The organism is Pseudomonas sp. Irchel 3F6 (genome assembly GCF_900187595.1).
Classification (GTDB): Bacteria; Pseudomonadota; Gammaproteobacteria; order Pseudomonadales; family Pseudomonadaceae; genus Aquipseudomonas; species Aquipseudomonas siliginis.
On the sequence record NZ_FYDP01000001.1, the window covers coordinates 112,693 to 137,885 of the forward strand.

The window sequence follows — 25,193 nt, forward strand, 5'->3', positions numbered from 1 at the left end:
GCACAAGTCAGGCCGGGATCCCTGGCCGATCGATTTGTGCATCCAGCAGGGCCATGAAGGCGCGTGCTGCATTCGATAGCGTCCGTTCGGTGTGCAAGATATAGCCTAGCTGGCGAGTGAGCTGTATGCCCGGCAATGCGATGCTTGCCACTTGTTCGTCGAGCATGGTGCGCGGCAGCACGCTCCAGGCCAGGCCAATGGAGACCATCATCTTGATGGTTTCCAGATAGTTGGTGCTCATGGCGATGTTCGGCGTCAGGCCCTGAGCTTCGAACAAACGCTGGACGATGTGGTGGGTAAACGTGTTGCCGCCGGGGAAAACCGCCGGATGACCGGCGATGTCCGCCAGACTGACGGCGCCGTTGTTGATCAGCGAATGCTCCGGGGCGACGACGAAATCCAGCGGGTCGTCCCACACCGGCGTGGCTTTGACCAGGGTGTGCGGCTCTGGCGCGAGGGTGATGACCGCCAGTTCTGCGCGGCCGTGGAGAATTTCCTCGTAGGCCACTTCCGAATCAAGGAACTGAATATCCAGCGCAACCTGTGGGTAGCGGCGGGTGAACTCCCTTAATAGAGGCGGCAAGCGGTGCAGGCCGATGTGGTGACTGGTGGCCAGGGTCAGGCGGCCGCTGACCTCGCCGGTCAGGTTGGTCAGGGCGCGGCGGGTGTCGTCGAGCACATTGAGAATCTGATAGGCCCTTGGCAGCAGGGCGCGACCCGCCTCGGTCAGACCGACTTCGCGACCCAGTCGATCAAACAGGCGCACTTTCAATTGCTGCTCAAGCCCGGCGATGCGCTTGCTGATCGCCGGTTGTGTCAGATGAAGGCGTTCGCCGGCGCCGGAGAAGCTGCCGGTCTCGGCGATGGCAATAAAAGCATTCAGGTTAGCCAGATCCATGTCGCATTCCAGTTGGTTATCCAAAGCATAAAAAATATGAATTTGAGTTATTTAATCTAACCCCATAGGATCGGCCTCACAAGCCAAAGGGTTATTGATGAGCCCAGGGCATAGAAACAAGCTGATGAGGAACCGTCTGATGGCCGGCAAAACGCTCTACGACAAGCTCTGGGATTCGCATTTGGTCAAGCAGCGCGACGATGGCTCGGCGCTGATCTACATCGATCGTCACATCATCCACGAAGTGACTTCGCCGCAAGCTTTCGAAGGCTTGCGTCTGGCCGGGCGCAAGCCTTGGCGCATCGATGCCAACATTGCGACCCCGGACCACAACGTACCGACCACTCCGGAGCGCAAGGGCGGCATCGAAGCCATTGCCGACCAGGTTTCGCGTTTGCAGGTGCAGACCCTCGACGACAACTGCGATGAATACGGCATCGTCGAATTCAAGATGAACGACGTCCGTCAGGGCATCGTTCACGTGATCAGCCCGGAGCAGGGCGCGACCTTGCCGGGCATGACCGTGGTCTGCGGTGACTCGCACACTTCGACCCACGGCGCATTCGGGGCATTGGCCCACGGTATCGGTACATCTGAGGTCGAGCACGTGCTCGCCACCCAGTGCCTGGTCGCAAAAAAAATGAAAAACATGCTGGTGCGCGTCGAAGGCCAATTGCCGTTCGGCGTGACCGCCAAGGACATTGTCCTTGCGGTGATCGGCAAGATCGGCACCGCCGGCGGTAACGGCCATGCCATCGAGTTTGCCGGCAGCGCGATCCGCGATCTGTCCGTCGAAGGCCGCATGACCATCTGCAACATGTCCATCGAAGCCGGCGCCCGCGTGGGCCTGGTGGCGGCAGATCAGAAGACCATCGACTACGTCAAAGGTCGTCCATTCGCGCCGAAGGGCGAGCAGTGGGACATGGCCGTCGAAGCCTGGAAAGATCTGGTCTCCGACGCCGATGCCAAATTCGACACCGTGGTCGAGCTCGACGCCGCGCAAATCAAGCCGCAAGTCAGCTGGGGCACTTCGCCTGAAATGGTCTTGGCCGTGGATCAGAATGTGCCGGACCCGGCCAAGGAAATGGATCTGGTCAAGCGTGACTCGATCGTTCGCGCCTTGAAATACATGGGTCTGACCGCCAATCAGGCGATCACCGACATTCAGCTTGATCGCGTATTCATCGGTTCCTGCACCAACTCGCGCATCGAAGACTTGCGCGCCGCTGCGGTCATCGCCAAGGGCCGCAAGGTCGCCTCGACCATCAAGCAGGCAATCGTCGTGCCGGGCTCGGGTCTGGTCAAAGCGCAGGCTGAAGCCGAAGGGCTGGACAAGATTTTCCTCGAGGCCGGTTTCGAATGGCGCGAGCCGGGTTGCTCGATGTGCCTGGCGATGAACCCGGACCGTTTGGAGTCCGGCGAGCATTGCGCCTCGACTTCCAACCGTAATTTCGAAGGCCGTCAGGGCGCCGGTGGCCGTACCCACTTGGTCAGCCCGGCCATGGCGGCGGCAGCAGCGGTGAACGGCCGTTTCATCGATGTTCGTGAATTGATCCAAGGAGCACAGTAAAGATGAAGGCATTTACTCAGCACACTGGTCTTGTCGCGCCTCTGGATCGTGCCAACGTCGACACCGATCAGATCATTCCCAAGCAGTTCTTGAAGTCGATCAAGCGCACCGGTTTCGGTCCGAACCTGTTCGACGAGTGGCGTTATCTGGATGTCGGCCAGCCGTACCAGGACAACTCCAAGCGCCCGTTGAACAAGGATTTCGTCCTCAACGCCGAGCGTTATCAGGGTGCCAGCGTATTGCTCGCCCGCGAGAACTTCGGCTGCGGCTCGAGCCGTGAACACGCGCCGTGGGCGCTGGAAGAGTACGGTTTCCGCAGCATCATCGCGCCGAGTTACGCCGACATCTTCTTCAACAACAGTTTCAAGAACGGCCTGCTGCCGATCATTCTCAGCGATGCAGAAGTTGATGAACTGTTTAAGCAGGTTGAAGCCGAGCCGGGTTATCAATTGCAGATCGACTTGCAAGCGCAGACCGTGACCCGCCCGGATGGCAAGGTGTACAGCTTCGAGATCGATGCGTTCCGCAAGCACTGCCTGCTCAACGGTCTGGACGATATCGGCCTGACCTTGCAGGACGGCGATGCGATCGCGACGTTCGAGGCCAAGCATCGAGTTAGCCAGCCGTGGTTGTTTCGCGACGCGTGATTCGAGATTGATGTAGTCAGGGCTGGCCCCTTCGCGAGCAGGCTCGCTCCCACCTTGGAATGCATTCCCCTGTGGGAGCGAGCCTGCTCGCGAAGACGGCAGCGCAAACAACATAGATACCAGGATGTGCCCATGACCAGCACCGCCCAACACACTCAGGTCGTACAAAAGCAATTCGGTGAACAGGCCGCCGCTTACCTGAGCAGCGCGGTTCACGCTCAAGGCACCGAATTCGCATTGCTACAGGCTGAGCTGGCCGGGCAGGGCGAGGCTCGTTTGCTGGACTTGGGTTGCGGCGCAGGCCATGTCAGTTTCCATGTCGCTCCATTGGTCAAGGAGGTGGTGGCTTACGACTTGTCGCAGCAAATGCTTGATGTGGTTGCCGGCGCTGCCGTCGATCGCGGCTTGAGCAATATCATTACCGTCAACGGTGCTGCCGAGCGCTTGCCGTTCGCCGATGGCGAGTTCGATTTTGTGTTCAGCCGCTATTCGGCGCATCACTGGAGCGACCTCGGTCTGGCCTTGCGCGAGGTGCGCCGGGTGCTGAAGCCGGGCGGGGTGGCAGCGTTTGTTGATGTGTTGTCACCGGGCAGTGCGTTGTTCGACACTTACCTGCAAAGCGTTGAAGTGCTGCGCGACACCAGCCATGTCCGCGACTACTCCGCCGCCGAGTGGCTGCGCCAGGTCAGCGAGGCCGGTCTGCATGTGCGCAGTACTACCCGCCAGCGCCTGCGTCTGGAGTACAGCAGTTGGGTCGAGCGCATGCGCACACCTGACGTGATGCGCGCGGCGATCCGCCAGTTGCAGCAGTCGATGGGCAACGAAGTGCGTGAGTATTTTGAGATAGATGCCGACGGCTCGTTCAGTACCGATGTGATCGTGCTGATGGCCGAGCGATAGGAATTTTTCCCGGCGCGCCGTTCACTGGCGCACCGCTTGAAGACACGAGGAAAGCATGAGCAAGCAAATTCTGATTCTCCCGGGTGACGGTATTGGTCCGGAAATCATGGCCGAAGCGGTCAAGGTGCTGGAATTGGCCAATGACAAGTACAGCCTGGGCTTCGAGCTGAGCCACGACGTGATTGGCGGCGCGGCCATCGACAAGCATGGCGTGCCGCTGGCCGACGAAACCCTCGATCGCGCCCGCGCCGCCGACGCCGTGCTGCTGGGCGCGGTCGGTGGCCCGAAATGGGACACCATCGAGCGTGACATTCGCCCTGAGCGCGGTCTGCTGAAAATCCGCGCGCAACTGGGCCTGTTCGGCAACCTGCGCCCGGCGATCCTCTATCCGCAACTGGCCGACGCGTCGAGCCTGAAACCGGAAATCGTTGCCGGCCTGGACATCCTCATTGTCCGTGAGCTGACCGGCGGCATTTACTTCGGCGCGCCGCGTGGCACCCGTACGCTGGACAACGGCGAGCGTCAGTCCTACGACACGCTGCCGTACAGCGAAAGCGAAATCCGCCGCATCGCCCGTGTCGGTTTCGACATGGCCATGGTTCGTGGCAAGAAGCTCTGCTCGGTGGACAAGGCCAACGTCCTGGCATCCAGCCAGTTGTGGCGCGAAGTGGTCGAGCAAGTGGCCAAGGATTACCCGGAAGTCGAACTGAGCCACATGTACGTCGATAACGCCGCCATGCAGTTGGTGCGCGCACCCAAGCAGTTCGACGTGATCGTCACCGACAACATGTTCGGCGACATCCTCTCCGACGAAGCGTCGATGCTCACCGGCTCGATCGGCATGCTCCCTTCGGCCTCCCTGGACTCCAATAACAAGGGCATGTACGAGCCGTGCCATGGTTCGGCGCCGGACATTGCTGGCAAAGGCATTGCCAACCCGCTGGCGACGATCCTGTCGGTATCGATGATGCTGCGTTACAGCTTCAATCTGCACGACGCTGCCGATGCCATCGAAAAAGCCGTCAGTGTCGTGCTCGATCAGGGCTTGCGCACTGGCGACATCCACTCGGCCGGTTGTACCAAAGTCGGTACGCAGGAAATGGGCGACGCAGTAGTCGCCGCGCTGCGGAATCTGTAATCTCTCGGGCCCGCTGCGAAATTCAATACAAAGCAGCGGCCCACTTTTCAAGAAGGTGTAGTTGCGATGAAACGTGTAGGTCTGATCGGTTGGCGCGGGATGGTCGGTTCCGTGCTCATGCAGCGGATGCTGGAAGAGCAGGATTTCGATCTTATCGAGCCGGTGTTTTTCACCACGTCCAATGTCGGTGGCCAAGGCCCGTCCGTGGGCAAGGACATTGCTCCGCTCAAGGACGCTTACAGCATTGACGAGCTGAAGACCCTCGACGTGATCCTGACCTGCCAGGGCGGCGACTACACCAGCGAAGTATTTCCCAAGCTGCGCGAAGCCGGCTGGCAGGGTTACTGGATCGACGCGGCGTCGAGCCTGCGCATGAACGATGACGCGGTGATCATTCTCGATCCGGTCAACCGCAAGGTCATCGACCAGCAACTGGACGCGGGCACCAAGAACTACATTGGCGGCAACTGCACCGTCAGCCTGATGCTGATGGGTCTGGGCGGTCTGTTCGAGGCCGGTCTGGTCGAGTGGATGAGCGCCATGACCTATCAGGCGGCCTCCGGTGCCGGCGCGCAGAACATGCGTGAACTGATCAAGCAGATGGGCGCGACCCACGCCGCTGTCGCCGATCAACTGGCCGATCCGGCCAGCGCGATCCTCGACATCGACCGTCGCGTGGCCGAAGCCATGCGCAGCGACGCGTACCCGACCGAAAACTTCGGCGTACCGCTGGCCGGCAGCCTGATCCCGTGGATCGACAAGGAACTGCCGAACGGCCAGAGCCGCGAAGAGTGGAAGGCCCAGGCCGAGACCAACAAGATCCTCGGTCGCTTCAAGAGCCCGATCCCGGTCGACGGCATCTGCGTGCGCATCGGCGCCATGCGCTGCCACAGCCAGGCGCTGACCATCAAGCTGAACAAAGACGTACCGATCGCCGATATCGAAGGGCTGATCAGCCAGCACAACCCTTGGGTCAAGCTGGTACCGAACAACCGCGAGATCAGCATGCAGGAGCTGAGCCCGACCAAGGTCACCGGCACCCTGAATGTACCGGTCGGTCGTCTGCGCAAGCTGAACATGGGTTCGCAATTCGTCGGCGCCTTCACCGTCGGCGACCAACTGCTGTGGGGCGCGGCCGAACCGCTGCGCCGCATGCTGCGGATCCTGCTGGAGCGTTGATCGCTTGAAGCATTTAAGAAGCCCGTGCCTTGTGAGAGGTGCGGGTTTTTTTATGCCAAGGATTTCTCCGGTGTCTGTACTGCCTTTTTCGCGAGCAGGCTCGCTCCCACATTGAAATGCGGTCCCTGTGGGAGCGAGCCTGCTCGCGAAAGGGCCGGTCCAGCCGCCGCAAATCCTGCAGAAATTGCCTGCGCGCCACCCACCCGGTAAAGTGCCGCTCCCCCCGTTTTGCCAGAGGTAGCTCCATGACCCAGACTTTCGATATCGCCGTTATCGGCGCCACCGGTACTGTCGGCGAAACCCTCGTACAGATTCTCGAAGAACGCGACTTCCCGGTCGGCAACCTGCACCTGCTGGCCAGCAGTGAATCGGCCGGCAGCTCGGTGCTTTTCCGCAACAAAAACGTACGCGTGCGCGAGGTCGACGAGTTCGATTTCAGCAAGGTCAGACTGGTGTTCTTCGCCGCCGGCGCTGCGGTGTCGCTGAGCTACGCCGCTCGCGCCCATGCTGCCGGTTGCTCGTTGATCGACTTGTCCGGCGCCTTGCCCGCCGATCAGGCGCCACAAGTGGTGCCCGAGGCCAATGCCGATATTCTCGCCAGTCTGAAAAGCCCGTTCCAGGTCAGCAGCCCAAGCCCGTCTGCTACGACGCTTGCGGTGGTGCTGGCGCCGCTGCTCGATCTGCTCGATCTGCAATACGTCAACGTCACCGCCAATCTGGCCGTTTCGGCGCAAGGCCGCGAGGCGGTCACCGAGCTCGCGCGGCAGACCGCCGAGCTGCTCAACATGCGTCCGCTGGAACCGACGTTCTTCGACCGGCAGATGGCCTTCAACCTGCTGGCACAAGTCGGTACGCCTGATGCGCAGGGCCACACGCTGCTGGAAAAACGATTGGTTCGAGAGCTGCGCCAGGTCCTGGCGAAACCTTTATTGAAGATTTCTGCCACTTGCGTTCAAGCCCCGGTGTTTTTTGGCGATAGCTTTAGCGTGACCTTGCAGTCAGGCAGCGCTGTTGACCTGGAAAAGGTCAACGCCGCGCTCGAGGCTGCACCGGGCATCGAGCTGGTCGAGGCCGGTGATTATCCGACCGCGGTCGGCGATGCGGTGGGGCAGGACGTGGTCTACGTAGGCCGCGTGCGGACGGGCGTCGACGACCCGGCGGAACTAAATCTTTGGCTGACGTCAGATAACGTACGCAAAGGCGCGGCGCTCAACGCCGTGCAACTGGCTGAGTTGTTGATAAAAGACCTGCTGTAAAAGATACTTGGCAACAATTTGTCGACTGATTCTAGGTGAGCGCTATGCTTGCCCGAAGCGCGTCGATGACGAGTCACCCTCCGGGACTTTCCGGGGCAGCACAGAAATGATCGCGCGCGGCGACCCCCGTCGTCGCGCGCAATGCCTTACGGCAGCGGTATTCAAAAGCTTCTCGCTGGCCGAGGAACGTTCAAACAAAGGATGAGGCTATGGTTCAAGTTCGCAAACTGGTGTTAGCAATAGCGGCCGCCTCGGCGCTGTCCTCCGGTATGGCGCATGCCCTCGGGCTCGGGGAGCTGACCCTGAAGTCGACCCTGAACCAGCCGTTGGTGGCTGAAATCGAGCTGCTCGACGTCAAGGATCTCACCGCCGCCGAGGTGGTGCCGAGCCTGGCTTCCCCTGAAGATTTCGCCAAGGCTGGCGTTGATCGTCAGGCTTTTCTCAATGACCTGACGTTCACCCCGGTACTCAACGCCAGCGGCAAAAGCGTGTTGCGCGTGACCTCGAGCCAACCGCTGTCGGAACCGATGGTGAAGTTCCTCGTGCAGGTGATGTGGCCCAATGGCCGCCTGCTGCGTGATTACAGCGTGCTGCTCGATCCGTCGAAGTTCTCGCCGCAGACCGCAGACGCCGCCGCGCAACCGGCGCCGTCGCAGACCATCACTGCGCCCACCACTGGCGCCACCCATCGCAATCAATACACCACCACGCCGCGCGATACCCTGTGGGAAATCGCCGCGAAGGCGCGCAACGGCGGCTCGGTGCAGCAGACCATGCTGGCGATTCAGGCGCTCAATCCGAATGCCTTTATCGACGGCAACATCAACCGTCTGAAAACCGGCCAGGTGCTGCGTCTGCCGGACCCGGTACAAAGCACAGCGCTGCCGCAGTCGGCTGCCATTGCTGAAGTGGCGGCGCAGAACGAAGCCTGGCGCCAGGGCCGTCGTTACGTAGGCAAGCCTGGCACCGGTCAGCAGCAGCTGGATGCGACCAATCGTGGCCGTGGCAATACCGGTGCAGCGGCCAACACCCAGGACAATCTGAGCCTGGTCTCGGCGGAAAGCGCCAAGCCCGGTGCGAAAGGCCCGGCCGGCGACGCCAAGGCGCTGAGCAACAAACTGGCAATCACTCAGGAAAACCTCGACACGACCCGTCGTGACAACGAGGAACTGAAAAGCCGCATGGCTGATCTGCAGAGCCAGTTGGACAAGCTGCAAAAGCTGATCGAGCTGAAGAACAATCAACTGGCGAAGATGCAGGCCGACGGCGCCGGCGCTGCGCCTGGCGCCACTGCTGCTGTGCCGCCGGTGCCGGCGATCACTGCCGAACTGGCGGCGACCCCGCCAGCCACTCCGGCCGACGCCGCAGCGGCTTCACCGACTCCAGAGTCAGCCATCGCGCCGCCAGCGGAAACCCCGGTTGAGCCGGTCGTCGAGCCGGTGGTCGAAACCACGCCTGCTGCCGCCGATGACGACAAAGCCTTCAATGAACTGCTGACCAATCCGATTCTGCTCGGCCTGATCGGCGGCGGTGCGGTGGTTCTGCTGCTTCTGCTGTTGCTGCTGGCGCGCCGTCGCAAAGCCCAGCAGGAAGCCGAAAAGCACCTGCGCATGGCCCGCGCTCTGGCTGAAGAGCAAGAGTTCTCCGCTGAGCAGGATCTGCCGGAAAGCAGCTTCTCCGGCCTGGAAACCCCGGCAGCCAGCGTCAAGCTCAACACGCCAGCTCCGGCACCTGCGCCAGCCCCTGCACCGGTCGTCACTCCGGTGGTGATGGCTGCGCCGATTGCCGCACCACTGGTGGCCCCGGCCGGCGAACGCTCTGATGATGTGCTCGACAAAGCGCAATCGCACATCAATGCCGGCCGCCTTAATCAGGCCGCTGCGCTGCTGGAAGAGGGCGTCAGCCTTGAGCCGGAACGCAGCGATCTGCGCCTGAAGCTGATGGAAGTCTACGGTCAGCAGGGCGACCGCGATGCGTTCGTTGCGCAAGAGCGTCAACTGGTGGCCAATGGCGATAACTTCGCCAAGGTCGAAGCGCTGAAAAGCCGCTTCCCGGCCATGGCTGTGGTCGCTGCCGGTGGGCTGGCAGCTGCCGCCGTCGCTGCCGAACTGGACGCGCAGTACGTCAAGGAATTGCTGCAAGACGAGCCGCAAGCGCCCGAGGCTGCCGCTGACGATCTCGACACCGCGTTCGATTTGAGCCTGGACGACCTCGACAACATCACCCCGGTCGATCCTGCGCCAGCGGTCGAGCCAGAAGCGCCTGTCGAGCTAGACGCGTTTCCGGCCGAAGACGATCTGAGCTTCGCTTCGGTGCTGCAAGAGCAGACCGAGATGAAAGACAATCTCGACGATCTGTCGGACTTCGATCTGGACATGGATCTGGGCGCCGAACCATCGCCGGCCACGTTGGCTGAAGATGACTTCCTGCTGGATCTTGACGACGGCGTGAAGGACTTGCCACCGGTCGAGACGCCGGTAGTTGCTGACGTGCCGCAGGACGATCTGGAACTCCCAGCCGATTTCGACCTGTCGCTGGCCGACGAAATGGACACCAACCCAGCCGCCGAGCCGGATGCTTTCGCGGCCGAGCTCGACGACGTCAATGCCGAGCTGGATCGCCTGTCGCAAAGCATGGCCGAGCCGAGCTTCACCGAAGCGGACGCTGCGTTGGGCGATGATCTGGGCGAAGACGATTTCGACTTTCTCGCCGGCACCGACGAAGCAGCGACCAAACTCGATCTGGCCCAGGCTTACATCGACATGGGCGACGCTGACGGTGCGCGTGACATCCTCAACGAAGTGTTGACCGAGGGTGACGAGAAGCAGCGGGGCGAGGCCAAGGAAATGCTTTCCAACCTGGCGTAAGTTCAGCGGTAAACAACAAGCGGCAGCCCGGTGGGGCTGCCGTTTTTGTTTGTGTCGGATTCGGCGGTGTTTGATCGATTGCTTTCGCGAGCAGGCTCGCTCCCACAGGGGGGCGCATCGCAATGTGGGAGCGAGCCTGCTCGCGAAGGGGGCGGTACTGCCGATAGAGAACTCTGGCATCCCCGGCCCACCGCCTTATAATGCCCGCCTTTGCAAATCAGCAGGCTGTCCCACCTTGGCAAACATAGATAACCCGGTCGCCGAAATGGCGCCCGACGGCTTTTACCGCGTCGCGCTGGGCGTTGAGTACAAAGGCTCGCGTTACAGCGGTTGGCAGCGGCAGCTGACCGGAGTGGCGACTGTGCAGGAAGAGCTTGAAAAAGCCCTGTCGAAAGTCGCCAATTCGCCGGTTTCCCTGCAATGCGCCGGGCGTACCGATGCCGGCGTGCATGCCTGCGGCCAAGTGGTGCACTTTGACACCCAGGTTGATCGCTCGCTGAAAGCCTGGGTCATGGGCGCCAACATCAATCTGCCCCACGACATCAGCGTCAGTTGGGCCAGGGTCATGCCGGCGCATTTTCATGCTCGCTTCAAAGCCATTGCCCGGCGTTATCGCTATGTGATCTACAACGATCAGATCCGCCCGGCGCACCTCAATGAAGAAATCACCTGGAATCACCGTCCGCTCGACGCCGAGCGTATGGCCGAGGCCGCGCAGTACCTGATCGGTACCCACGATTTCAGCGCATTCCGGGCCGGTCAGTGCCAGGCAAAGTCGCCGATCAAGAAGATGCATCACCTGCGCGTGACCCGTCACGGCAAGATGATCGTGCTCGACATTCGTGCCAACGCGTTCCTGCATCACATGGTGCGCAATATCGCCGGTGTGCTGATGACCATCGGTGCCGGTGAGCGCCCGGTGGAGTGGATGAAGGAAGTGCTGGAAAGTCGCGAGCGTCGCTCCGGCGGGGTCACGGCGCATCCGTACGGGCTGTATCTGGTGCAGGTCGAGTATCACGACGAATTTCCGTTGCCCGAGCGCTTTATCGGGCCACATTTCCTTACGGGTTTCTCCGAACTTGACGGCTGACGCCCTCGGGCGCTTTTGTTACCATCCGGGACGTTTTCGGATTTTGCCTTGAGGTTTTCCTGACATGTCAGCTGTTCGCAGCAAGATCTGCGGCATTACCCGCATCGAAGATGCGCTGGCCGCCGTCGAAGCCGGTGCCGACGCGATCGGCCTGGTGTTTTACGCCAAGAGTCCGCGAGCGGTGAACGTGCAGCAGGCGCGGGCGATCATCAAGGCGCTGCCGCCGTTCGTTACCACCGTGGGGCTGTTCGTCAATGCCAGCCGTTGCGAGCTCGGAGAAATCCTCGATGCGGTGCCGCTGGATCTGCTGCAGTTCCATGGCGACGAAAGTGCGGAGGAGTGTGAAGGCTGGCATCGTCCGTACATCAAAGCGCTGCGGGTCAAGGCGGGTGATGACATTGCTGCTGCCTGCGATGCCTTTCCCGGCGCCAGTGGCGTACTGCTCGACACCTATGTCGAAGGGGTGCCCGGTGGAACCGGCGAGGCGTTTGACTGGTCACTGATTCCGCAACACTTGAGCAAGCCGCTGATTCTGGCCGGCGGCCTGACGCCGGAGAACGTTGCCGACGCGGTAGCACGGGTCAAGCCCTACGCGGTGGATGTCAGCGGCGGGGTAGAAGCGAGCAAAGGCATCAAGGATCACCACAGGATTCGCGCATTCATCAACGCGGTGCGCGGCAATACATCGTCGATGTGACGGCTGGCAGTCTGCCGCCGTCCATCAATGCACTTGCACAAAGCAGGCGCGGCTGAGGGTTGCTGAATCGTCGCAGGTCATGTTCCGCGCTGACCGCCACTGTTCGGCAACCATCGCCACACACATGAATTTAGCTCAAGGGCATACGCGGGGCTGCGAACCAGAGCGTTCGGGCCGCCGGTACTGGAGAAAGAAAGCATGAGCAACTGGTTAGTAGACAAACTGATCCCTTCGATCATGCGCTCGGAGGTCAAGAAGAGCTCGGTGCCTGAAGGTCTGTGGCACAAATGCCCGTCCTGCGAGGCGGTGTTGTACCGTCCGGAGCTGGAAAAGACCCTGGACGTTTGCCCCAAGTGCAACCATCACATGCGCATCGGCGCACGTGCCCGCATCGACATTTTCCTCGACCCGGAAGGCCGCAACGAACTGGGTGCTGACCTGGAGCCGGTTGACCGTCTGAAATTCCGCGACGGCAAGAAGTACAAGGACCGCTTGGTCGCTGCGCAGAAGCAGACCGGCGAGAAAGATGCGCTGATCTCGGTCAGCGGTACCTTGCTGGGCATGCCGGTAGTGGTTTCGGCATTCGAATTCAACTTCATGGGCGGTTCCATGGGCGCCATCGTCGGTGAGCGCTTCGTTCGCGCTGCCAACTACGCACTGGAAAACCGCTGCCCGATGATCTGCTTCGCCGCCTCCGGTGGTGCACGCATGCAGGAAGCGCTGATCTCGCTGATGCAGATGGCCAAGACTTCGGCCGTACTTGCGCGTCTGCGTGAAGAAGGCATTCCGTTCATCTCCGTACTGACCGACCCGGTCTACGGCGGCGTTTCCGCCAGTCTGGCGATGCTTGGCGACGTCATCGTCGGCGAGCCGAAAGCCCTGATCGGCTTCGCCGGTCCGCGGGTGATCGAGCAGACCGTGCGCGAGAAACTGCCGGAAGGCTTCCAGCGCAGCGAGTTCCTGCTGGAGCACGGCGCGATCGACATGATCATTCACCGTCAGGAACTGCGTCCGCGTCTGGGTAACCTGCTGGCACAGATGACCGGCAAGCCGACGCCGAAGTTCGTCGCCGCGCCGATCGAACCGATCGTGGTGCCGCCGGTGCCTGCCAACGTATGACCCAGCGCACCCTTGGTGAATGGCTCGCCTACCTTGAGCAGTTGCATCCGTCGGCCATCGACATGGGCCTGGAGCGTTCGCAACAGGTAGCGTCCCGCATGGGGCTGGGCCAGCCGGCGCCTCGGGTGATCACGGTCACCGGCACCAACGGCAAGGGTTCGACCTGCGCGTTCGTGGCTTCGTTGCTGCGTGCCCAGGGCCTGAGCGTTGGTGTCTACAATTCTCCGCACCTGCTGCGTTACAACGAGCGGGTGCAGCTCGACGGCGTTGAAGCCACTGACGCGCAGCTCTGCGAAGCCTTTGCTGCGGTCGAGGCGGGCCGCGGCGAGACTTCCCTGACTTACTTCGAAATGGGCACTCTGGCAGCGTTCTGGCTGTTCCAGCAGGCGGCGCTTGACGCTGTGGTGCTTGAAGTCGGGTTGGGCGGGCGTCTGGATACCGTCAATGTAGTCGATGCCGATATTGCGCTGGTCACCAGCATTGGCGTCGATCACGCCGATTATCTGGGCGATACCCGCGAATCCGTGGCCTTCGAGAAGGCCGGAATTTTCCGCCAGGGCAAGCCTGCTCTGTGTGGCGACCTGAATCCTCCGCAACCACTGCTCGACAAGGCGCACGAACTGGCTTGCCCATTCTTTCTGCGTGGACGCGATTTCGATCTCGGCATCACTGACCAACACTGGCAATGGCGCGGCACCGATGCCCTGGGCCAAGTGGTCGAGTTGCGCGACTTGCCGCTGCTCGATCTGCCGATGGAAAACGCCGCGCTGGCGCTGCAAGCTTATCTGCTGACAGGTTTGCCGTGGAATGCCGAACAGATTGTCGCGGCGTTGCAGGCGACGCGCGTGGTTGGGCGCCTCGATCGTCGGTCATTCGAATGGAATGGCAAGCGCCTGAACCTGTTGCTGGATGTTGGTCACAATCCGCATGCCGCTGAATATCTCGCCCGGCGTCTGGCCGCGCGGCCGCCGGTTGGCAAGCGTCTGGCGGTGTTCGGGTTGCTGGCGGACAAGGATCTGGATGGTGTTGTTGGCGAATTGAATGCTAGTGTCGCGCATTGGGCTGTCGCGCCGCTGGATTCGCCGCGCGCGCGTCCGGTGGCTGAACTTGAGGCGGCGCTGCAGAACCTTGGTGCTTCAGTAACGTCCTATGCCAGCGTTGCGGCCGCTCTGGAAGGGCAGTGCGCTATAGCAACCAGCGACGACGAGATTCTCTTGTTCGGATCATTTTATTGTGTCGCCGAGGCCCTTGAATGGCTGGCCCGGCGCTCCACGGAGGAAGCGGCAAATGGCTTTGCTGGATAAAGCGTACAAGCAGCGCATGGTTGGCGCGCTGGTGCTGGTGGCGCTGGCGGTGATCTTCCTGCCGATGCTGTTTTCCCGTCAGGACGAGCAGCGTCAGGTGACCGTCGAGGCCCCGGCTGCGCCTCAGCCTTCGGCCATGCCGCAGGTGCAAATTGACCCGGTGGCTGTGCCCGAGCCGCAAGCCTTGCCGCAAGAGCCTGTGCCGACTGACGAAGAAGTCGCTGAAGAAGCGGTGCCTGCGGCCCCGGCTGCACCGGCCGCCCCGGCACCGACCATCCCTGCGCAGATAGCCCGTCCGGCAACGCCGCCACCGGTGGCCAAGCCGATTCCGGCGCCGGCTCAGCCGATCACATCCGCAACCAGCAAGCCTGACACCACGCAGAGCCGCGTCGATGCCAACGGTCTGTCGGTGAGCTGGTCGGTGCAACTGGCCAGTCTGTCGAGCCGCGCCAGCGCCGAGAGCCTGCAGAAGAACCTGCGCAGCCAGGGTTATAACGCCTACATTCGTTCTGCCGATGGCAAGAATCGGGTGTTCGTCGGTCCGCTGATCGAGCGTGCCGAAGCCGATCGTCTGCGCGATCTGCTGAGTCGTCAGCAGAACCTCAAGGGCTTCGTTGTCCGTTTTCAGCCTGAACGTGGCTGAAATCTATCACCTCGATTGAAAAGCACTGACAATCGCAGCTTACCGACAGCCATGCGCTCTGCTAAAATGTGCCGCCTTATCCGTCTGTAGGCTGCACTGTGCCATTTACCTGGGTTGACTGGGCGATCGTTGCAATCATCGCCATCTCCGCTTTGATCAGTCTGAGCCGCGGCTTCGTAAAGGAAGCTTTATCGCTGCTGACCTGGATCATCGCAGGAGCGGTTGCCTGGATGTTTGGTGGCTCACTGTCCGAGTACCTCGCCGGATACATCGAAACCCCATCGGCTCGCGTGATCGCGGGCTGTGCCATCATGTTTGTCGCCACACTGATCGTGGGCGCAATGATCAATTATCTTATCGGCGAGTTGGTTCGCGTCACCGGGTTGTCCGGGACCGATCGATTCCTCGGCATGGCCTTCGGCGCAGCGCGTGGCGTGTTGCTGGTGGTCGTGGCGGTCGGGCTGTTGAGCCTGGGGCCGGTACAGCAGGACGGGTGGTGGAAAGAATCACAGCTCGTGCCCAAGTTTCTATTGGTCGCCGACTGGTCCAAAAACCTGATACTGGGGTGGAGCAGTCAGTGGCTTGCCAGCGGAATCAGCGTACCCGCTGAGATTCCGTTCAAGGAGCAGCTCTTGCCGACGGCGAAAACGCCTCAGTGAGTGTTGCTCAGTTCAGATCCATTAAGTAGGGGTTGCGTCGCATGTGTGGCATCGTCGGTATCGTCGGTAAGTCGAACGTCAATCAGGCGCTGTATGACGCGCTAACCGTGCTCCAGCACCGCGGCCAGGACGCTGCCGGTATCGTGACCAGCCATGATGGCCGGTTGTTCCTGCGCAAGGATAATGGCCTGGTGCGTGACGTGTTCCAGCAGCGTCACATGCAGCGTCTGGTCGGCCACATGGGTATCGGCCACGTCCGTTACCCGACTGCCGGCAGCTCGACGTCGGCCGAAGCCCAGCCGTTCTACGTCAACTCGCCGTACGGCATCACACTGGCGCATAACGGTAACCTGACCAACGTTGAACAGTTGGCCAAAGAGATTTACGAATCCGATCTGCGTCACGTCAACACCAGTTCCGATTCGGAAGTGCTGCTCAACGTATTCGCCCACGAGCTGGCCCAGCGCGGCAAGCTGCAGCCGACCGAAGAAGACGTGTTCGCCGCCGTGACCGACGTGCACAACCGTTGCGTTGGTGGTTACGCCGTTGTGGCGATGGTCACCGGTTACGGCATCGTCGGTTTCCGCGATCCGCACGGCATCCGCCCGATCGTGTTTGGCCAGCGACACACCGACGAAGGCGTCGAGTACATGATCGCCTCGGAAAGCGTTTCGCTGGACGTGCTCGGTTTTACCCTGATTCGCGACCTGGCCCCGGGTGAAGCGGTCTACATCACTGAAGACGGCAAGCTGCACACCCGTCAGTGCGCAACCAACCCGTCGCTGACCCCGTGCATTTTCGAACACGTCTACCTGGCGCGTCCGGACTCGATCATCGACGGCGTGTCGGTTTACAAGGCGCGTCTGCGCATGGGCGAGAAGCTTGCCGAGAAGATCCTGCGCGAGCGCCCTGAGCACGATATCGACGTGGTCATCCCGATTCCGGACACCAGCCGTACCGCAGCGCTGGAGCTGGCCAATCACCTGGGCGTGAAATTCCGCGAAGGTTTCGTCAAGAACCGTTACATCGGTCGCACCTTCATCATGCCCGGCCAGGCTGCGCGCAAGAAGTCGGTACGCCAGAAGCTCAATGCCATCGAGCTGGAATTCCGTGGCAAGAACGTCATGCTGGTCGATGACTCGATCGTGCGCGGCACCACCTGCAAGCAGATCATCCAGATGGCCCGCGAAGCTGGCGCGAAAAACGTCTACTTCTGCTCGGCGGCACCTGCGGTGCGCTTCCCGAACGTGTACGGTATCGACATGCCGAGCGCCCACGAACTGATCGCGCACAACCGTTCGACTCAGGACGTGGCCGACCTGATCGGTGCAGACTGGCTGATCTATCAGGACCTGCCTGACTTGATCGAAGCGGTCGGCGGCGGCAAGATCAAGATCGAGCACTTCGATTGCGCAGTGTTCGACGGCAAGTACGTGACCGGTGACGTCGACGAGGCTTACCTGAACAAGATCGAGCAGGCGCGCAACGATGCCTCGAAGGTCAAGACCCAGGCAGTCAGTGCGATCATCGATCTGTACAACAACTGAGTTTCCAACGGCCCTGAGGGGCCGGTTTTGTATCTGATATTTATTGTTTGAGAACAGCAAGGAGAGACAGCATGAGTCAGGAATGGGATGCCGGTCGGCTGGACAGCGACCTCGAAGGCGTAGCGTTCGATACCCTGGCCGTCCGTGCCGGTCAGCACCGCACGCCGGAAGGCGAACACGGTGACCCGATGTTCTTCACCTCCAGTTACGTATTCCGCACCGCTGCCGATGCAGCGGCGCGCTTTGCCGGCGAAGTGCCTGGCAACGTCTATTCGCGCTACACCAACCCGACCGTGCGCGCGTTTGAAGAACGCATTGCCGCGCTGGAGGGCGCCGAGCAAGCCGTCGCCACGGCAACCGGCATGGCCGCGATCATGGCGGTGGTGATGAGCCTGTGCAGTGCTGGCGATCATGTGCTGGTGTCGCGCAGCGTGTTCGGCTCGACCATCAGCCTCTTCGAGAAATACTTCAAACGCTTCGGCGTCGCAGTCGATTACGTCCCGCTGGCCGATCTGTCGGCCTGGGACGCGGCGATCAAGTCCAACACCAAGCTGCTTTTTGTCGAATCGCCGTCCAACCCGTTGGCCGAGCTGGTGGATATCGCCGCGCTGGCAGAAATCGCGCATGCCAAGGGCGCGCAGCTGGTGGTCGACAACTGCTTCTGCACCCCGGCGTTGCAGCAGCCGCTGAAGCTCGGCGCGGATATTGTCGTGCACTCGGCGACCAAGTTCATCGACGGTCAGGGCCGCTGCATGGGCGGCGTTGTCGCCGGTCGCGGTGAACAGATGAAAGAAGTGGTGGGTTTCCTGCGGACCGCCGGGCCGACCCTCAGCCCGTTCAACGCGTGGATCTTCCTCAAAGGCCTCGAGACCCTCAACCTGCGCATGAAAGCGCATTGCGCCAACGCTCAGGCGCTGGCCGAATGGCTGGAGCAGCAGGACGGCATCGAGAAAGTCCATTACGCCGGCCTCAAGAGCCATCCGCAGCACGAGTTGGCCCAGCGCCAGCAGAAGGGTTTTGGTGCGGTGGTCAGCTTCGAGGTCAAGGGCGGCAAAGAAGGCGCCTGGCGCTTTATCGATGCTACTCGGTTGATTTCGATCACCGCCAACCTCGGCGACAGCAAAACCACGATCACCCATCCAAGCACCACCTCCCACGGCCGTCTGGCGCCGCAGGAGCGTGAAGCAGCGGGGATTCGCGACAGTCTGATCCGCGTCGCGGTTGGTCTGGAAGATGTCGCTGACCTGCAGGCTGACCTGGCGCGCGGTCTGGCGGCATTGTGATCGAGTTGTCCACACCGGCAGCCAATACCCATGGCCGCGTGGCGCTGGTCACTGGCGCTGCACGCGGTATCGGCCTCGGAATCGCCGCTTGGCTGATCAGCGAAGGCTGGCAGGTAGTGCTGACCGATCTTGATCGGGTGCGTGGTTCGAAAGTGGCGAAGGTGCTGGGCGAGAATGCCTGGTTCATCGCCATGGACGTCGCCGAGGAAAATCAGGTCGCACTGGGCGTGGCCGAGGTGCTGGGGCAGTTTGGTCGCCTTGATGCGCTGGTCTGCAACGCGGCGGTGGCCGATCCGCACAACATTACTCTGGAAAGCCTCGATCTCGCCTATTGGAATCGAGTGCTGGCGGTGAATCTGAGCGGGCCGATGTTGCTGGCCAAGCACTGTGCGCCTTATCTGCGTGCGCACAACGGTTCGATCGTCAATCTGGCCTCGACCCGTGCGCGACAGTCGGAGGCGGACTCCGAGGCGTATGCGGCGAGCAAGGGTGGGCTGTTGGCGCTGACCCATGCGCTGGCAATCAGCCTTGGACCGGAAATCCGCGTGAATGCGGTCAGTCCGGGCTGGATCGATGCGCGTGATCCCTCGGTGCGTCGCGCCGAACCGTTGGCCGATGCCGATCACGCCCAGCATCCGGCGGGCAGGGTGGGGACGGTCGAAGACGTGGCGGCGATGGTGGCGTGGTTGCTGTCGCGCAATGCGGTATTTGTCACCGGGCAGGAATTCGTCGTCGATGGCGGCATGACCAAGAAGATGATCTACACGGAATAACAAGCGAAGCCGCGTCCTGTGGGAGCGAGCCTGCTGGCGAATGCGGTCCATCGGTCGATGGCTTCTTCAGGAATGAAGCAATTTCGTCTTTTTCAGAAAAACTCCAATCCTGCTATTGACTTAGCTTCGCCACCTGCGTAAATTTCGCGGCCTCGGAGATGCAAACGGGTGATTAGCTCAGCTGGGAGAGCGTCTGCCTTACAAGCAGAATGTCGGCGGTTCGATCCCGTCATCACCCACCACTACCGAGAAGCTTGCGCAAGCAAGAGAGTAGGCTGAAAGTGCCTGCACCGACGCGCAGCGGTAGTTCAGTCGGTTAGAATACCGGCCTGTCACGCCGGGGGTCGCGGGTTCGAGTCCCGTCCGCTGCGCCATATTTTACGAGTCAGATTCATCTGGTTCGCGATTGCAAGGCACCGAAGCCGGCAATCAAAACGAGTTACTTGAGCGCAAGCTCAAAGCGATACGCAGCGGTAGTTCAGTCGGTTAGAATACCGGCCTGTCACGCCGGGGGTCGCGGGTTCGAGTCCCGTCCGCTGCGCCATATCTGTTTCAAGGACCACTGAACGCCTTGAAGCGCCGACATAAGCCATTGGCTGAATCGGATCGATAGCAAAGACCCTGGTCGAAAGACCGGGGTTTTTTGTGTCTGAAATTTAGCTATTCCTCTCTCGAACTCCTACGCAATTCGTCCTGTAGGAGCTGCGGCACGCTGCGATCTTTTGATCTTGATTCTAAAAAAGCAAGATCAGAAGATCGCAGCCTCTTTTGACTCGACAGCTCCTACAAGAATCTCTGCAAGCCTTCTGCGGTGCTACGTCGCATTGATTTTTTGATTATTTAGTCAGGTTTTTGTAACTGGTTGTTTGCTGTGGGCGCAGAAACCTTTAAAGTTAACCTTTCGGTCAGCTTTGCACTGTCAACACAGCTCTTTGCTTCGCCAGAAAGAGCTTCTGCACGACTCGAGATCCCCAGTAGATAACCACAAGGGCGGACCTATAACCGCCCAGAGGATGATCCATGTCCAACCGTGAAATATCCCGGCGCTCGTTCCTCCAGGGCGGGCTGGTGGCGGGTGTGAGCGTTACGCTTACGCCGCTCAGCAGTCAGGCGCTGGCTGCCTTGATGGAAAACAGCGTCACCGTGCCGTCCGAGAAATGGCTCGGCACTAACGGCAAGGCCCGTCAACGCAACGATGCCATGTCCAAGGTCTGCGGCGGCAAGGTGTTTGCCCGCGACATCCGCGCCAAGGACATGCCTGGCTGGCCTGAGCAACAAGGCCACGCCATGCTGCTGAAAACCATCAAGGCCAATCGTATCTACGCAGGCTACGACCTGTCGTGGCTCGGCGCGGATCTGCAGCCGGACCGCATCGTCACCGCTGCCGATCTGGACAAGGACGGTATCCACTTCCCCGAAGAGCACGCGCCTGATCCATTGCTGCCCGAAGGCAAGGTGCCGATGTTCATCGGTCACCCGGTGGCGATCCTGATCTGGAACGATTTCGAGCGTTTCCGTCGGGCCAAGAACCAACTCAAATTCAATGACAAAGCGATTCGTTACGGCGCCAAAGTGCCGTTCTACGAAGGTGATCCCTACGGCAGCTTCCGCTATGTGCGCGTCGGTGGCGCGACCTCGGCGGATGAAGACGAGTTCGCCAGCCTCAAGGATTCGATTCTGTTCCCGATGCTGAAGAACCGCCGTCCAGTGTGGAACGCATCGCCGAACCTGCATGGCAACCTCACCGAGCGCGGTCTGTTCTACGCCGACCGCATGAAGCAGGAGATCGACACGCCGCCAGACAACTGGCTGGTGTTCGATGAGCGCTACAAGACGCCGTCGATCGAACCGGCCGCCCTCGAGCCGGACAACGGCAACGGCTGGTACGACCCGAAAACCAAAACCCTGCATTTCGTCGTGGCGACGCAGTGCCCGCTGGAAGTCGCGACCGAGACTGCGAAGATGATCGGGCCGTCGCGTTTCGGCCTGGCCAACCTGAACATGCATCCGGGCTATACCGTCGGCTATGGCTCCAAAGACCACAACATTTTTGTCTACTATGCAGCCCTGGCCGCGCTGTACGGCGCCGGTGTGCCGGTGCGTCTGGCCAACGACCGCTATGAGCAATTCCAGAGCGGCATCAAGCGTCACCCGTTCGACATCCGCTACCAGTTGGCCGTGGACAAGAATGACTACACCTTCAAGATTTTCCGCGCGGAAATGAGCGTCGACGGCGGCGGTCGGGTCAACTACAGCCCATCGGTGGCAGCGGTTGGCGCCACGGCTGCGCAGTCGATCTACTACATGCCGCAGAACGATCTGCAGGTCACCGCCTATCACTCGCGCGCAGTCGAAGCGGGTTCGATGCGCGGTTACGGCACCCTGCAAAGCATGGCGGCGACCGAAATGATGGTCGACGAGATCGCCGATCGTCTGGGTGTCGACGCCATCGATTTGCGCCGCAGGAATGCCCTGCGTTCCGGTATGAAAAATACCCAGGGCGCAATCCCGGCCGGTGCATTGCGCCTGCACGAAATTCTCGACAAGGCCTCGGTGCACGAAGTCTGGAAAAACCGCGACACGATCAAGCAACAACGTGAAGCGGCAGACCCGGATAACTGGTACGGCGTCGGTTTCGCCATTTGCCAGAAAGACTTCGGTACCGGCTCCGAAGCACCGATGGCCAGCATCGAATTCACCGCTGACGGGCGCATCACCCTGCGCCATATCGGTATCGAAATCGGCACCGGCATGTCCACTTCGCAAGCCTTGGTCGTCGCCGATTTCCTCGGCAGCCCGGCGCATGATGTGAAGACCGGAGAAACCGAGTGGCAGGAAATGCAGCTGATCACCAGCGGCAACCCGTACATCATGAGTCAGGCCGAACAGGACAATCTGCTGCGTAATCCGCGCTGGGTCGGCAAGCTGGCGTCGGCGTCTTCGGCGACCAACTCCGCCTATTACTTCAGCCATGCAACCCGTGAAGCGGCGCGGGTGCTGTTCAACCATGGTTTGTGGCCGGCGGCGCTGGAGATATGGCGTCAGGGGCCGTACGGCGGTCAGGCCAACCCTTACGTGGTGCGCCGCGAAGATGCGCATTGGGTCGATGGCAAGCTGACCGCCAACGGTATGCAGCCGCTGAGTTTCGAGGAGCTGGCCAAGCGCGCCCACGAACGCGGGCTGGTGACGGGCGCCACGGTGCACGGTTTCAACCGTTGGAGCTGGGCCGAAGCCGAATACAGCATCGACGGCGTGCGCGAGCGCTTGCCGCTCGACGGTCTGGCGGTGAAATACGGCGATGGCGCGCCACAAGCGAAGAAAGCGCAGATGAACAGCGCCGGCTTCCACTTGCTTGATCGGCAGAACGTCAACTACCCGGTAGTCCAGTTGAACAACGCTGCCGTGACCTATTACAGCCCGGTCGCCACGTTGGTCGAGCTGAAGGTCAACAAAGGCTCGGCGGAGGTTCAGGTGCTCAACCACCATTCTTGGATCGAGTGCGGGCGCGTGTTGGTTGAAGAGTTGGTCAAGGGCCAGCTCGAAGGCGGTATCGCCATGGGCATCGGCCACGCCTTGATGGAAGAGATGCCGCTGTACGAAGGCGGGCCGGGGGAGGGTGACTGGAACTTCAACCGTTACCGTCTGCCGATGGCCCGTCACGTAGCGGTGTGGAAGCAGACTGCGGAGATCCTGCCGCCGCTGTCGCCGAGCGATCCGTCCAAGGGCATCGCCGAAGTGGTGATGATCCCGATTGTCGGTGCCATCGGTAACGCCGTGGCGCACGCCATCGGCAAACGTGTTCGCGACCTGCCCATCACTGCTGCGCGCATCAAGGAGGCCCTCAATGGCTAACCGTCCGCTTCAACTGACCCTCAATGGTCAATCCGTCGGCCCGGTGGACATCCCTGATGACCTGCCGATGATCGACTATCTGCACGAATACAAAAACCTCACCGGCTCGCGGCTGGGCTGCGGTCAGGGGATCTGCCACGCCTGCGTGGTGATCGTCGATAACCCCGACGGTACCAGCGAAGAAGTGCGCACCTGCATCACCGGCGCGCACTACTTCGAGGGCAAGAAAGTCCGCACCATCGAAGGCCACGCCACTCGCGACGAGCAGGGCCAGGTCACTGAGCTCAATCCGATCCAGCAGCGCTTTGTCGACGAGTTTGCCTTCCAGTGCAGCTACTGCGCGCCAGGCTTCGTCAACGCCGCGACGGTGTTGGTCGAGAAGCTGCAGCGCCAGCCGATCGTCAAAAGTCAGCTGGAACAGGTGATCGAGGACAGCCTCGGCCATCACGTCTGCCGCTGCACCGGGTACGTGCGTTATTACAACGCCACGCGCAACGTGCTGACCGATCTTGGTCTGGTCAAGGAGGGTTGAGCATGAAGCGTTTACTGACCCGCCTGACTTTTGCGGTCGGACTGGCTGCGCCGTTTTTGGCGGTCCACGCCGATGATCAGGTCAAGCGCGGCGAATACCTCGCCCGCGCCGCTGACTGCATGGCCTGCCACACCGCACCGGGTGGCGCGCCCTATGCCGGCGGCCTGCCGATCGTGTCGCCGTTCGGCACGATCTACGGCACCAACATCACCCCGAGCAAAGAGCACGGCATCGGTCTGTACAACGATGACGAGTTCTTCGCTGCGCTGACCGAAGGCAAACGGCGCGACGGTGCGAATCTGTATCCGGCGATGCCGTACACTTCGTATCACCTGATGCCGCGCGCCGATTCCGATGCGATTCACGCGTATCTGAAAACCATCGAGCCGATCGAACGCGCCGCGCCGGTGACCAGCCTGAGCTTTCCGTTCAACGTGCGTCTGGGCCTGACCGGCTGGAACATGCTCTACGGTAAAGACGTCAAGCTGGAGCCGGCCGAAGGCAAAAGTGCGGCGTGGAAGCGCGGCCAGTATATGGTCGATGTCCTCGGCCACTGCGGTGAATGCCACACGCCACGTGGCCTGCCGGGCGCGATGCAAATGGACAAGCGCATGACCGGCGGCATTCTCAATGGTTATCTCGCGCCGAGCCTGCTGGCCACCGACCTGGCCGCGCGCGGCTGGAATCAGCAGGATCTGAGCACGTTTCTGAAGCATGGCATGAGCGCGCAAGGAACGATGTTCAACGAAATGTTCCCGGTGTTTCACAACAGCACTCAAGGTCTGAGCGATGCTGATCTGGCGGCAATGGCGACGTTCCTGCTTGGCGAGCAACCGCCACCAGCCAAAGAGCTCGTCGAAGTACCGCTGGACAAGCTCAGCGCGAGTGCTCAGCGCGGCCGTCAGGAATATCTGAACGTCTGCGCCGGTTGTCACGCGGCTGGCGGTGAAGGCAAACCGCACATCGCAGTGGCCATGCGCGGCAACACCACGTTGCGTCTGGAAGATCCGCGCAACCTGTTGCGAGTGATCGATGACGGCATCGGCGAACAGAAGTTCTCCGGGTTCGAGCACATGCAGCCGATGCCGGGTTTTGCTGAAAAGCTCAGTCCTGAGCAATTGACTGATCTGCTCAACTACCTGCGTCAGGGTTGGGGCGGCCAGAGCGCTGAGCTGGCAGTAAGTGAAGTGCAGAAGCTGCAAGCCGACGCGCCGAGCGTCGAGCACAAGGCCCACTGAT

General features: G+C 61.1%; 20 protein-coding genes and 3 tRNA genes. 22 read left to right on the plus strand and 1 reads right to left on the minus strand.

The window, feature by feature from the left end; translation table 11 throughout:
• Positions 1-7: 7 nt before the first annotated feature.
• Complete coding sequence (locus CKW30_RS00400) at positions 8-898, minus strand: LysR family transcriptional regulator (RefSeq protein WP_024012384.1); 891 nt, start codon at positions 896-898, stop codon at positions 8-10.
• Between the two features lie 139 nt (positions 899-1,037).
• On the opposite strand from CKW30_RS00400, the gene leuC reads away from it, so the two are divergent.
• From leuC to CKW30_RS00510, 22 genes are all read left to right on the plus strand, one after another.
• On the plus strand, positions 1,038-2,468 hold the full coding sequence (gene leuC, locus CKW30_RS00405) for a 3-isopropylmalate dehydratase large subunit (RefSeq protein ID WP_041478531.1): 1,431 nt from the start codon (positions 1,038-1,040) through the stop codon (positions 2,466-2,468).
• Between the two features lie 2 nt (positions 2,469-2,470).
• Positions 2,471-3,115 carry a 3-isopropylmalate dehydratase small subunit gene (leuD, locus tag CKW30_RS00410; RefSeq protein WP_024012386.1) on the plus strand — a complete coding sequence of 215 codons (645 nt, stop codon included), beginning with the start codon at positions 2,471-2,473 and terminating at the stop codon, positions 3,113-3,115.
• Between the two features lie 132 nt (positions 3,116-3,247).
• Positions 3,248-4,015, plus strand: a complete 768-nt coding sequence (locus CKW30_RS00415; protein ID WP_095179493.1) for a class I SAM-dependent methyltransferase — start codon at positions 3,248-3,250, stop codon at positions 4,013-4,015.
• A 55-nt stretch (positions 4,016-4,070) separates the two neighbouring features.
• Positions 4,071-5,153, plus strand: coding sequence for a 3-isopropylmalate dehydrogenase (leuB, locus tag CKW30_RS00420; protein ID WP_016773933.1), 1,083 nt, complete (start codon positions 4,071-4,073; stop codon positions 5,151-5,153).
• 66 nt (positions 5,154-5,219) lie between these two features.
• Positions 5,220-6,332 (plus strand): aspartate-semialdehyde dehydrogenase, encoded by a 1,113-nt coding sequence (asd, locus tag CKW30_RS00425; RefSeq protein ID WP_016773934.1) that lies wholly within the window; start codon positions 5,220-5,222, stop codon positions 6,330-6,332.
• Positions 6,333-6,577: 245 nt separating this feature from the next.
• Positions 6,578-7,588: an aspartate-semialdehyde dehydrogenase gene (locus CKW30_RS00430; protein ID WP_095179494.1), complete on the plus strand. Its 1,011-nt coding sequence runs from the start codon at positions 6,578-6,580 to the stop codon at positions 7,586-7,588.
• A 209-nt stretch (positions 7,589-7,797) separates the two neighbouring features.
• Positions 7,798-10,455, plus strand: a complete 2,658-nt coding sequence (locus CKW30_RS00435) for a FimV/HubP family polar landmark protein (protein WP_095179495.1) — start codon at positions 7,798-7,800, stop codon at positions 10,453-10,455.
• A 265-nt stretch (positions 10,456-10,720) separates the two neighbouring features.
• Entirely contained in the window at positions 10,721-11,545 is an 825-nt protein-coding gene (truA, locus tag CKW30_RS00440; protein ID WP_016773937.1) for a tRNA pseudouridine(38-40) synthase TruA, read from the plus strand.
• A 64-nt stretch (positions 11,546-11,609) separates the two neighbouring features.
• Complete coding sequence (locus CKW30_RS00445) at positions 11,610-12,242, plus strand: phosphoribosylanthranilate isomerase (protein ID WP_095179496.1); 633 nt, start codon at positions 11,610-11,612, stop codon at positions 12,240-12,242.
• Positions 12,243-12,440: 198 nt separating this feature from the next.
• The gene (gene accD, locus CKW30_RS00450; RefSeq protein WP_016773939.1) at positions 12,441-13,361 is read left to right on the plus strand and encodes an acetyl-CoA carboxylase, carboxyltransferase subunit beta; all 921 of its coding nucleotides are present in this window, start codon (positions 12,441-12,443) and stop codon (positions 13,359-13,361) included.
• Entirely contained in the window at positions 13,358-14,665 is a 1,308-nt protein-coding gene (gene folC / locus CKW30_RS00455) for a bifunctional tetrahydrofolate synthase/dihydrofolate synthase (protein WP_095179497.1), read from the plus strand. The genes accD and folC overlap by 4 nt, the downstream gene beginning before the upstream one ends.
• A complete protein-coding gene (locus CKW30_RS00460; RefSeq protein WP_041478538.1) occupies positions 14,649-15,308 on the plus strand; it encodes an SPOR domain-containing protein in 660 nt (219 codons plus the stop codon). Before folC ends, CKW30_RS00460 begins: the two co-directional genes overlap by 17 nt.
• Positions 15,309-15,406: 98 nt before the next feature.
• Complete coding sequence (locus tag CKW30_RS00465; RefSeq protein ID WP_016773942.1) at positions 15,407-15,967, plus strand: CvpA family protein; 561 nt, start codon at positions 15,407-15,409, stop codon at positions 15,965-15,967.
• 41 nt (positions 15,968-16,008) lie between these two features.
• Positions 16,009-17,514, plus strand: a complete 1,506-nt coding sequence (gene purF / locus CKW30_RS00470) for an amidophosphoribosyltransferase (RefSeq protein WP_016773943.1) — start codon at positions 16,009-16,011, stop codon at positions 17,512-17,514.
• Positions 17,515-17,585: 71 nt separating this feature from the next.
• Positions 17,586-18,797, plus strand: a complete 1,212-nt coding sequence (locus tag CKW30_RS00475) for an O-succinylhomoserine sulfhydrylase (protein WP_056784395.1) — start codon at positions 17,586-17,588, stop codon at positions 18,795-18,797.
• Positions 18,794-19,570: an SDR family oxidoreductase gene (locus tag CKW30_RS00480; RefSeq protein ID WP_095179498.1), complete on the plus strand. Its 777-nt coding sequence runs from the start codon at positions 18,794-18,796 to the stop codon at positions 19,568-19,570. Before CKW30_RS00475 ends, CKW30_RS00480 begins: the two co-directional genes overlap by 4 nt.
• 166 nt (positions 19,571-19,736) lie before the next feature.
• Positions 19,737-19,812 (plus strand) — tRNA-Val (locus tag CKW30_RS00485).
• A 55-nt stretch (positions 19,813-19,867) separates the two neighbouring features.
• Positions 19,868-19,944 (plus strand) — tRNA-Asp (locus tag CKW30_RS00490).
• Between the two features lie 93 nt (positions 19,945-20,037).
• Positions 20,038-20,114 (plus strand) — tRNA-Asp (locus CKW30_RS00495).
• A gap of 476 nt (positions 20,115-20,590) precedes the next feature.
• Positions 20,591-23,422 carry a xanthine dehydrogenase family protein molybdopterin-binding subunit gene (locus CKW30_RS00500; protein ID WP_095179499.1) on the plus strand — a complete coding sequence of 944 codons (2,832 nt, stop codon included), beginning with the start codon at positions 20,591-20,593 and terminating at the stop codon, positions 23,420-23,422.
• Positions 23,415-23,954 (plus strand): (2Fe-2S)-binding protein, encoded by a 540-nt coding sequence (locus tag CKW30_RS00505; RefSeq protein ID WP_016773947.1) that lies wholly within the window; start codon positions 23,415-23,417, stop codon positions 23,952-23,954. The genes CKW30_RS00500 and CKW30_RS00505 overlap by 8 nt, the downstream gene beginning before the upstream one ends.
• Before the next feature lie 2 nt (positions 23,955-23,956).
• Positions 23,957-25,192, plus strand: coding sequence for a cytochrome c (locus CKW30_RS00510; protein WP_095179500.1), 1,236 nt, complete (start codon positions 23,957-23,959; stop codon positions 25,190-25,192).
• Position 25,193 lies beyond the last annotated feature (1 nt).

Coding starts and splice junctions, on each gene's coding strand:
- CKW30_RS00400 (WP_024012384.1), bottom strand. CDS start 898: ATGGATCTGGCTAACCTGAATGCTTTTATTGCCATCGCCGAGACCGGC.
- leuC (WP_041478531.1), top strand. CDS start 1,038: ATGGCCGGCAAAACGCTCTACGACAAGCTCTGGGATTCGCATTTGGTC.
- leuD (WP_024012386.1), top strand. CDS start 2,471: ATGAAGGCATTTACTCAGCACACTGGTCTTGTCGCGCCTCTGGATCGT.
- CKW30_RS00415 (WP_095179493.1), top strand. CDS start 3,248: ATGACCAGCACCGCCCAACACACTCAGGTCGTACAAAAGCAATTCGGT.
- leuB (WP_016773933.1), top strand. CDS start 4,071: ATGAGCAAGCAAATTCTGATTCTCCCGGGTGACGGTATTGGTCCGGAA.
- asd (WP_016773934.1), top strand. CDS start 5,220: ATGAAACGTGTAGGTCTGATCGGTTGGCGCGGGATGGTCGGTTCCGTG.
- CKW30_RS00430 (WP_095179494.1), top strand. CDS start 6,578: ATGACCCAGACTTTCGATATCGCCGTTATCGGCGCCACCGGTACTGTC.
- CKW30_RS00435 (WP_095179495.1), top strand. CDS start 7,798: ATGGTTCAAGTTCGCAAACTGGTGTTAGCAATAGCGGCCGCCTCGGCG.
- truA (WP_016773937.1), top strand. CDS start 10,721: ATGGCGCCCGACGGCTTTTACCGCGTCGCGCTGGGCGTTGAGTACAAA.
- CKW30_RS00445 (WP_095179496.1), top strand. CDS start 11,610: ATGTCAGCTGTTCGCAGCAAGATCTGCGGCATTACCCGCATCGAAGAT.
- accD (WP_016773939.1), top strand. CDS start 12,441: ATGAGCAACTGGTTAGTAGACAAACTGATCCCTTCGATCATGCGCTCG.
- folC (WP_095179497.1), top strand. CDS start 13,358: ATGACCCAGCGCACCCTTGGTGAATGGCTCGCCTACCTTGAGCAGTTG.
- CKW30_RS00460 (WP_041478538.1), top strand. CDS start 14,649: ATGGCTTTGCTGGATAAAGCGTACAAGCAGCGCATGGTTGGCGCGCTG.
- purF (WP_016773943.1), top strand. CDS start 16,009: ATGTGTGGCATCGTCGGTATCGTCGGTAAGTCGAACGTCAATCAGGCG.
- CKW30_RS00475 (WP_056784395.1), top strand. CDS start 17,586: ATGAGTCAGGAATGGGATGCCGGTCGGCTGGACAGCGACCTCGAAGGC.
- CKW30_RS00500 (WP_095179499.1), top strand. CDS start 20,591: ATGTCCAACCGTGAAATATCCCGGCGCTCGTTCCTCCAGGGCGGGCTG.
- CKW30_RS00505 (WP_016773947.1), top strand. CDS start 23,415: ATGGCTAACCGTCCGCTTCAACTGACCCTCAATGGTCAATCCGTCGGC.
- CKW30_RS00510 (WP_095179500.1), top strand. CDS start 23,957: ATGAAGCGTTTACTGACCCGCCTGACTTTTGCGGTCGGACTGGCTGCG.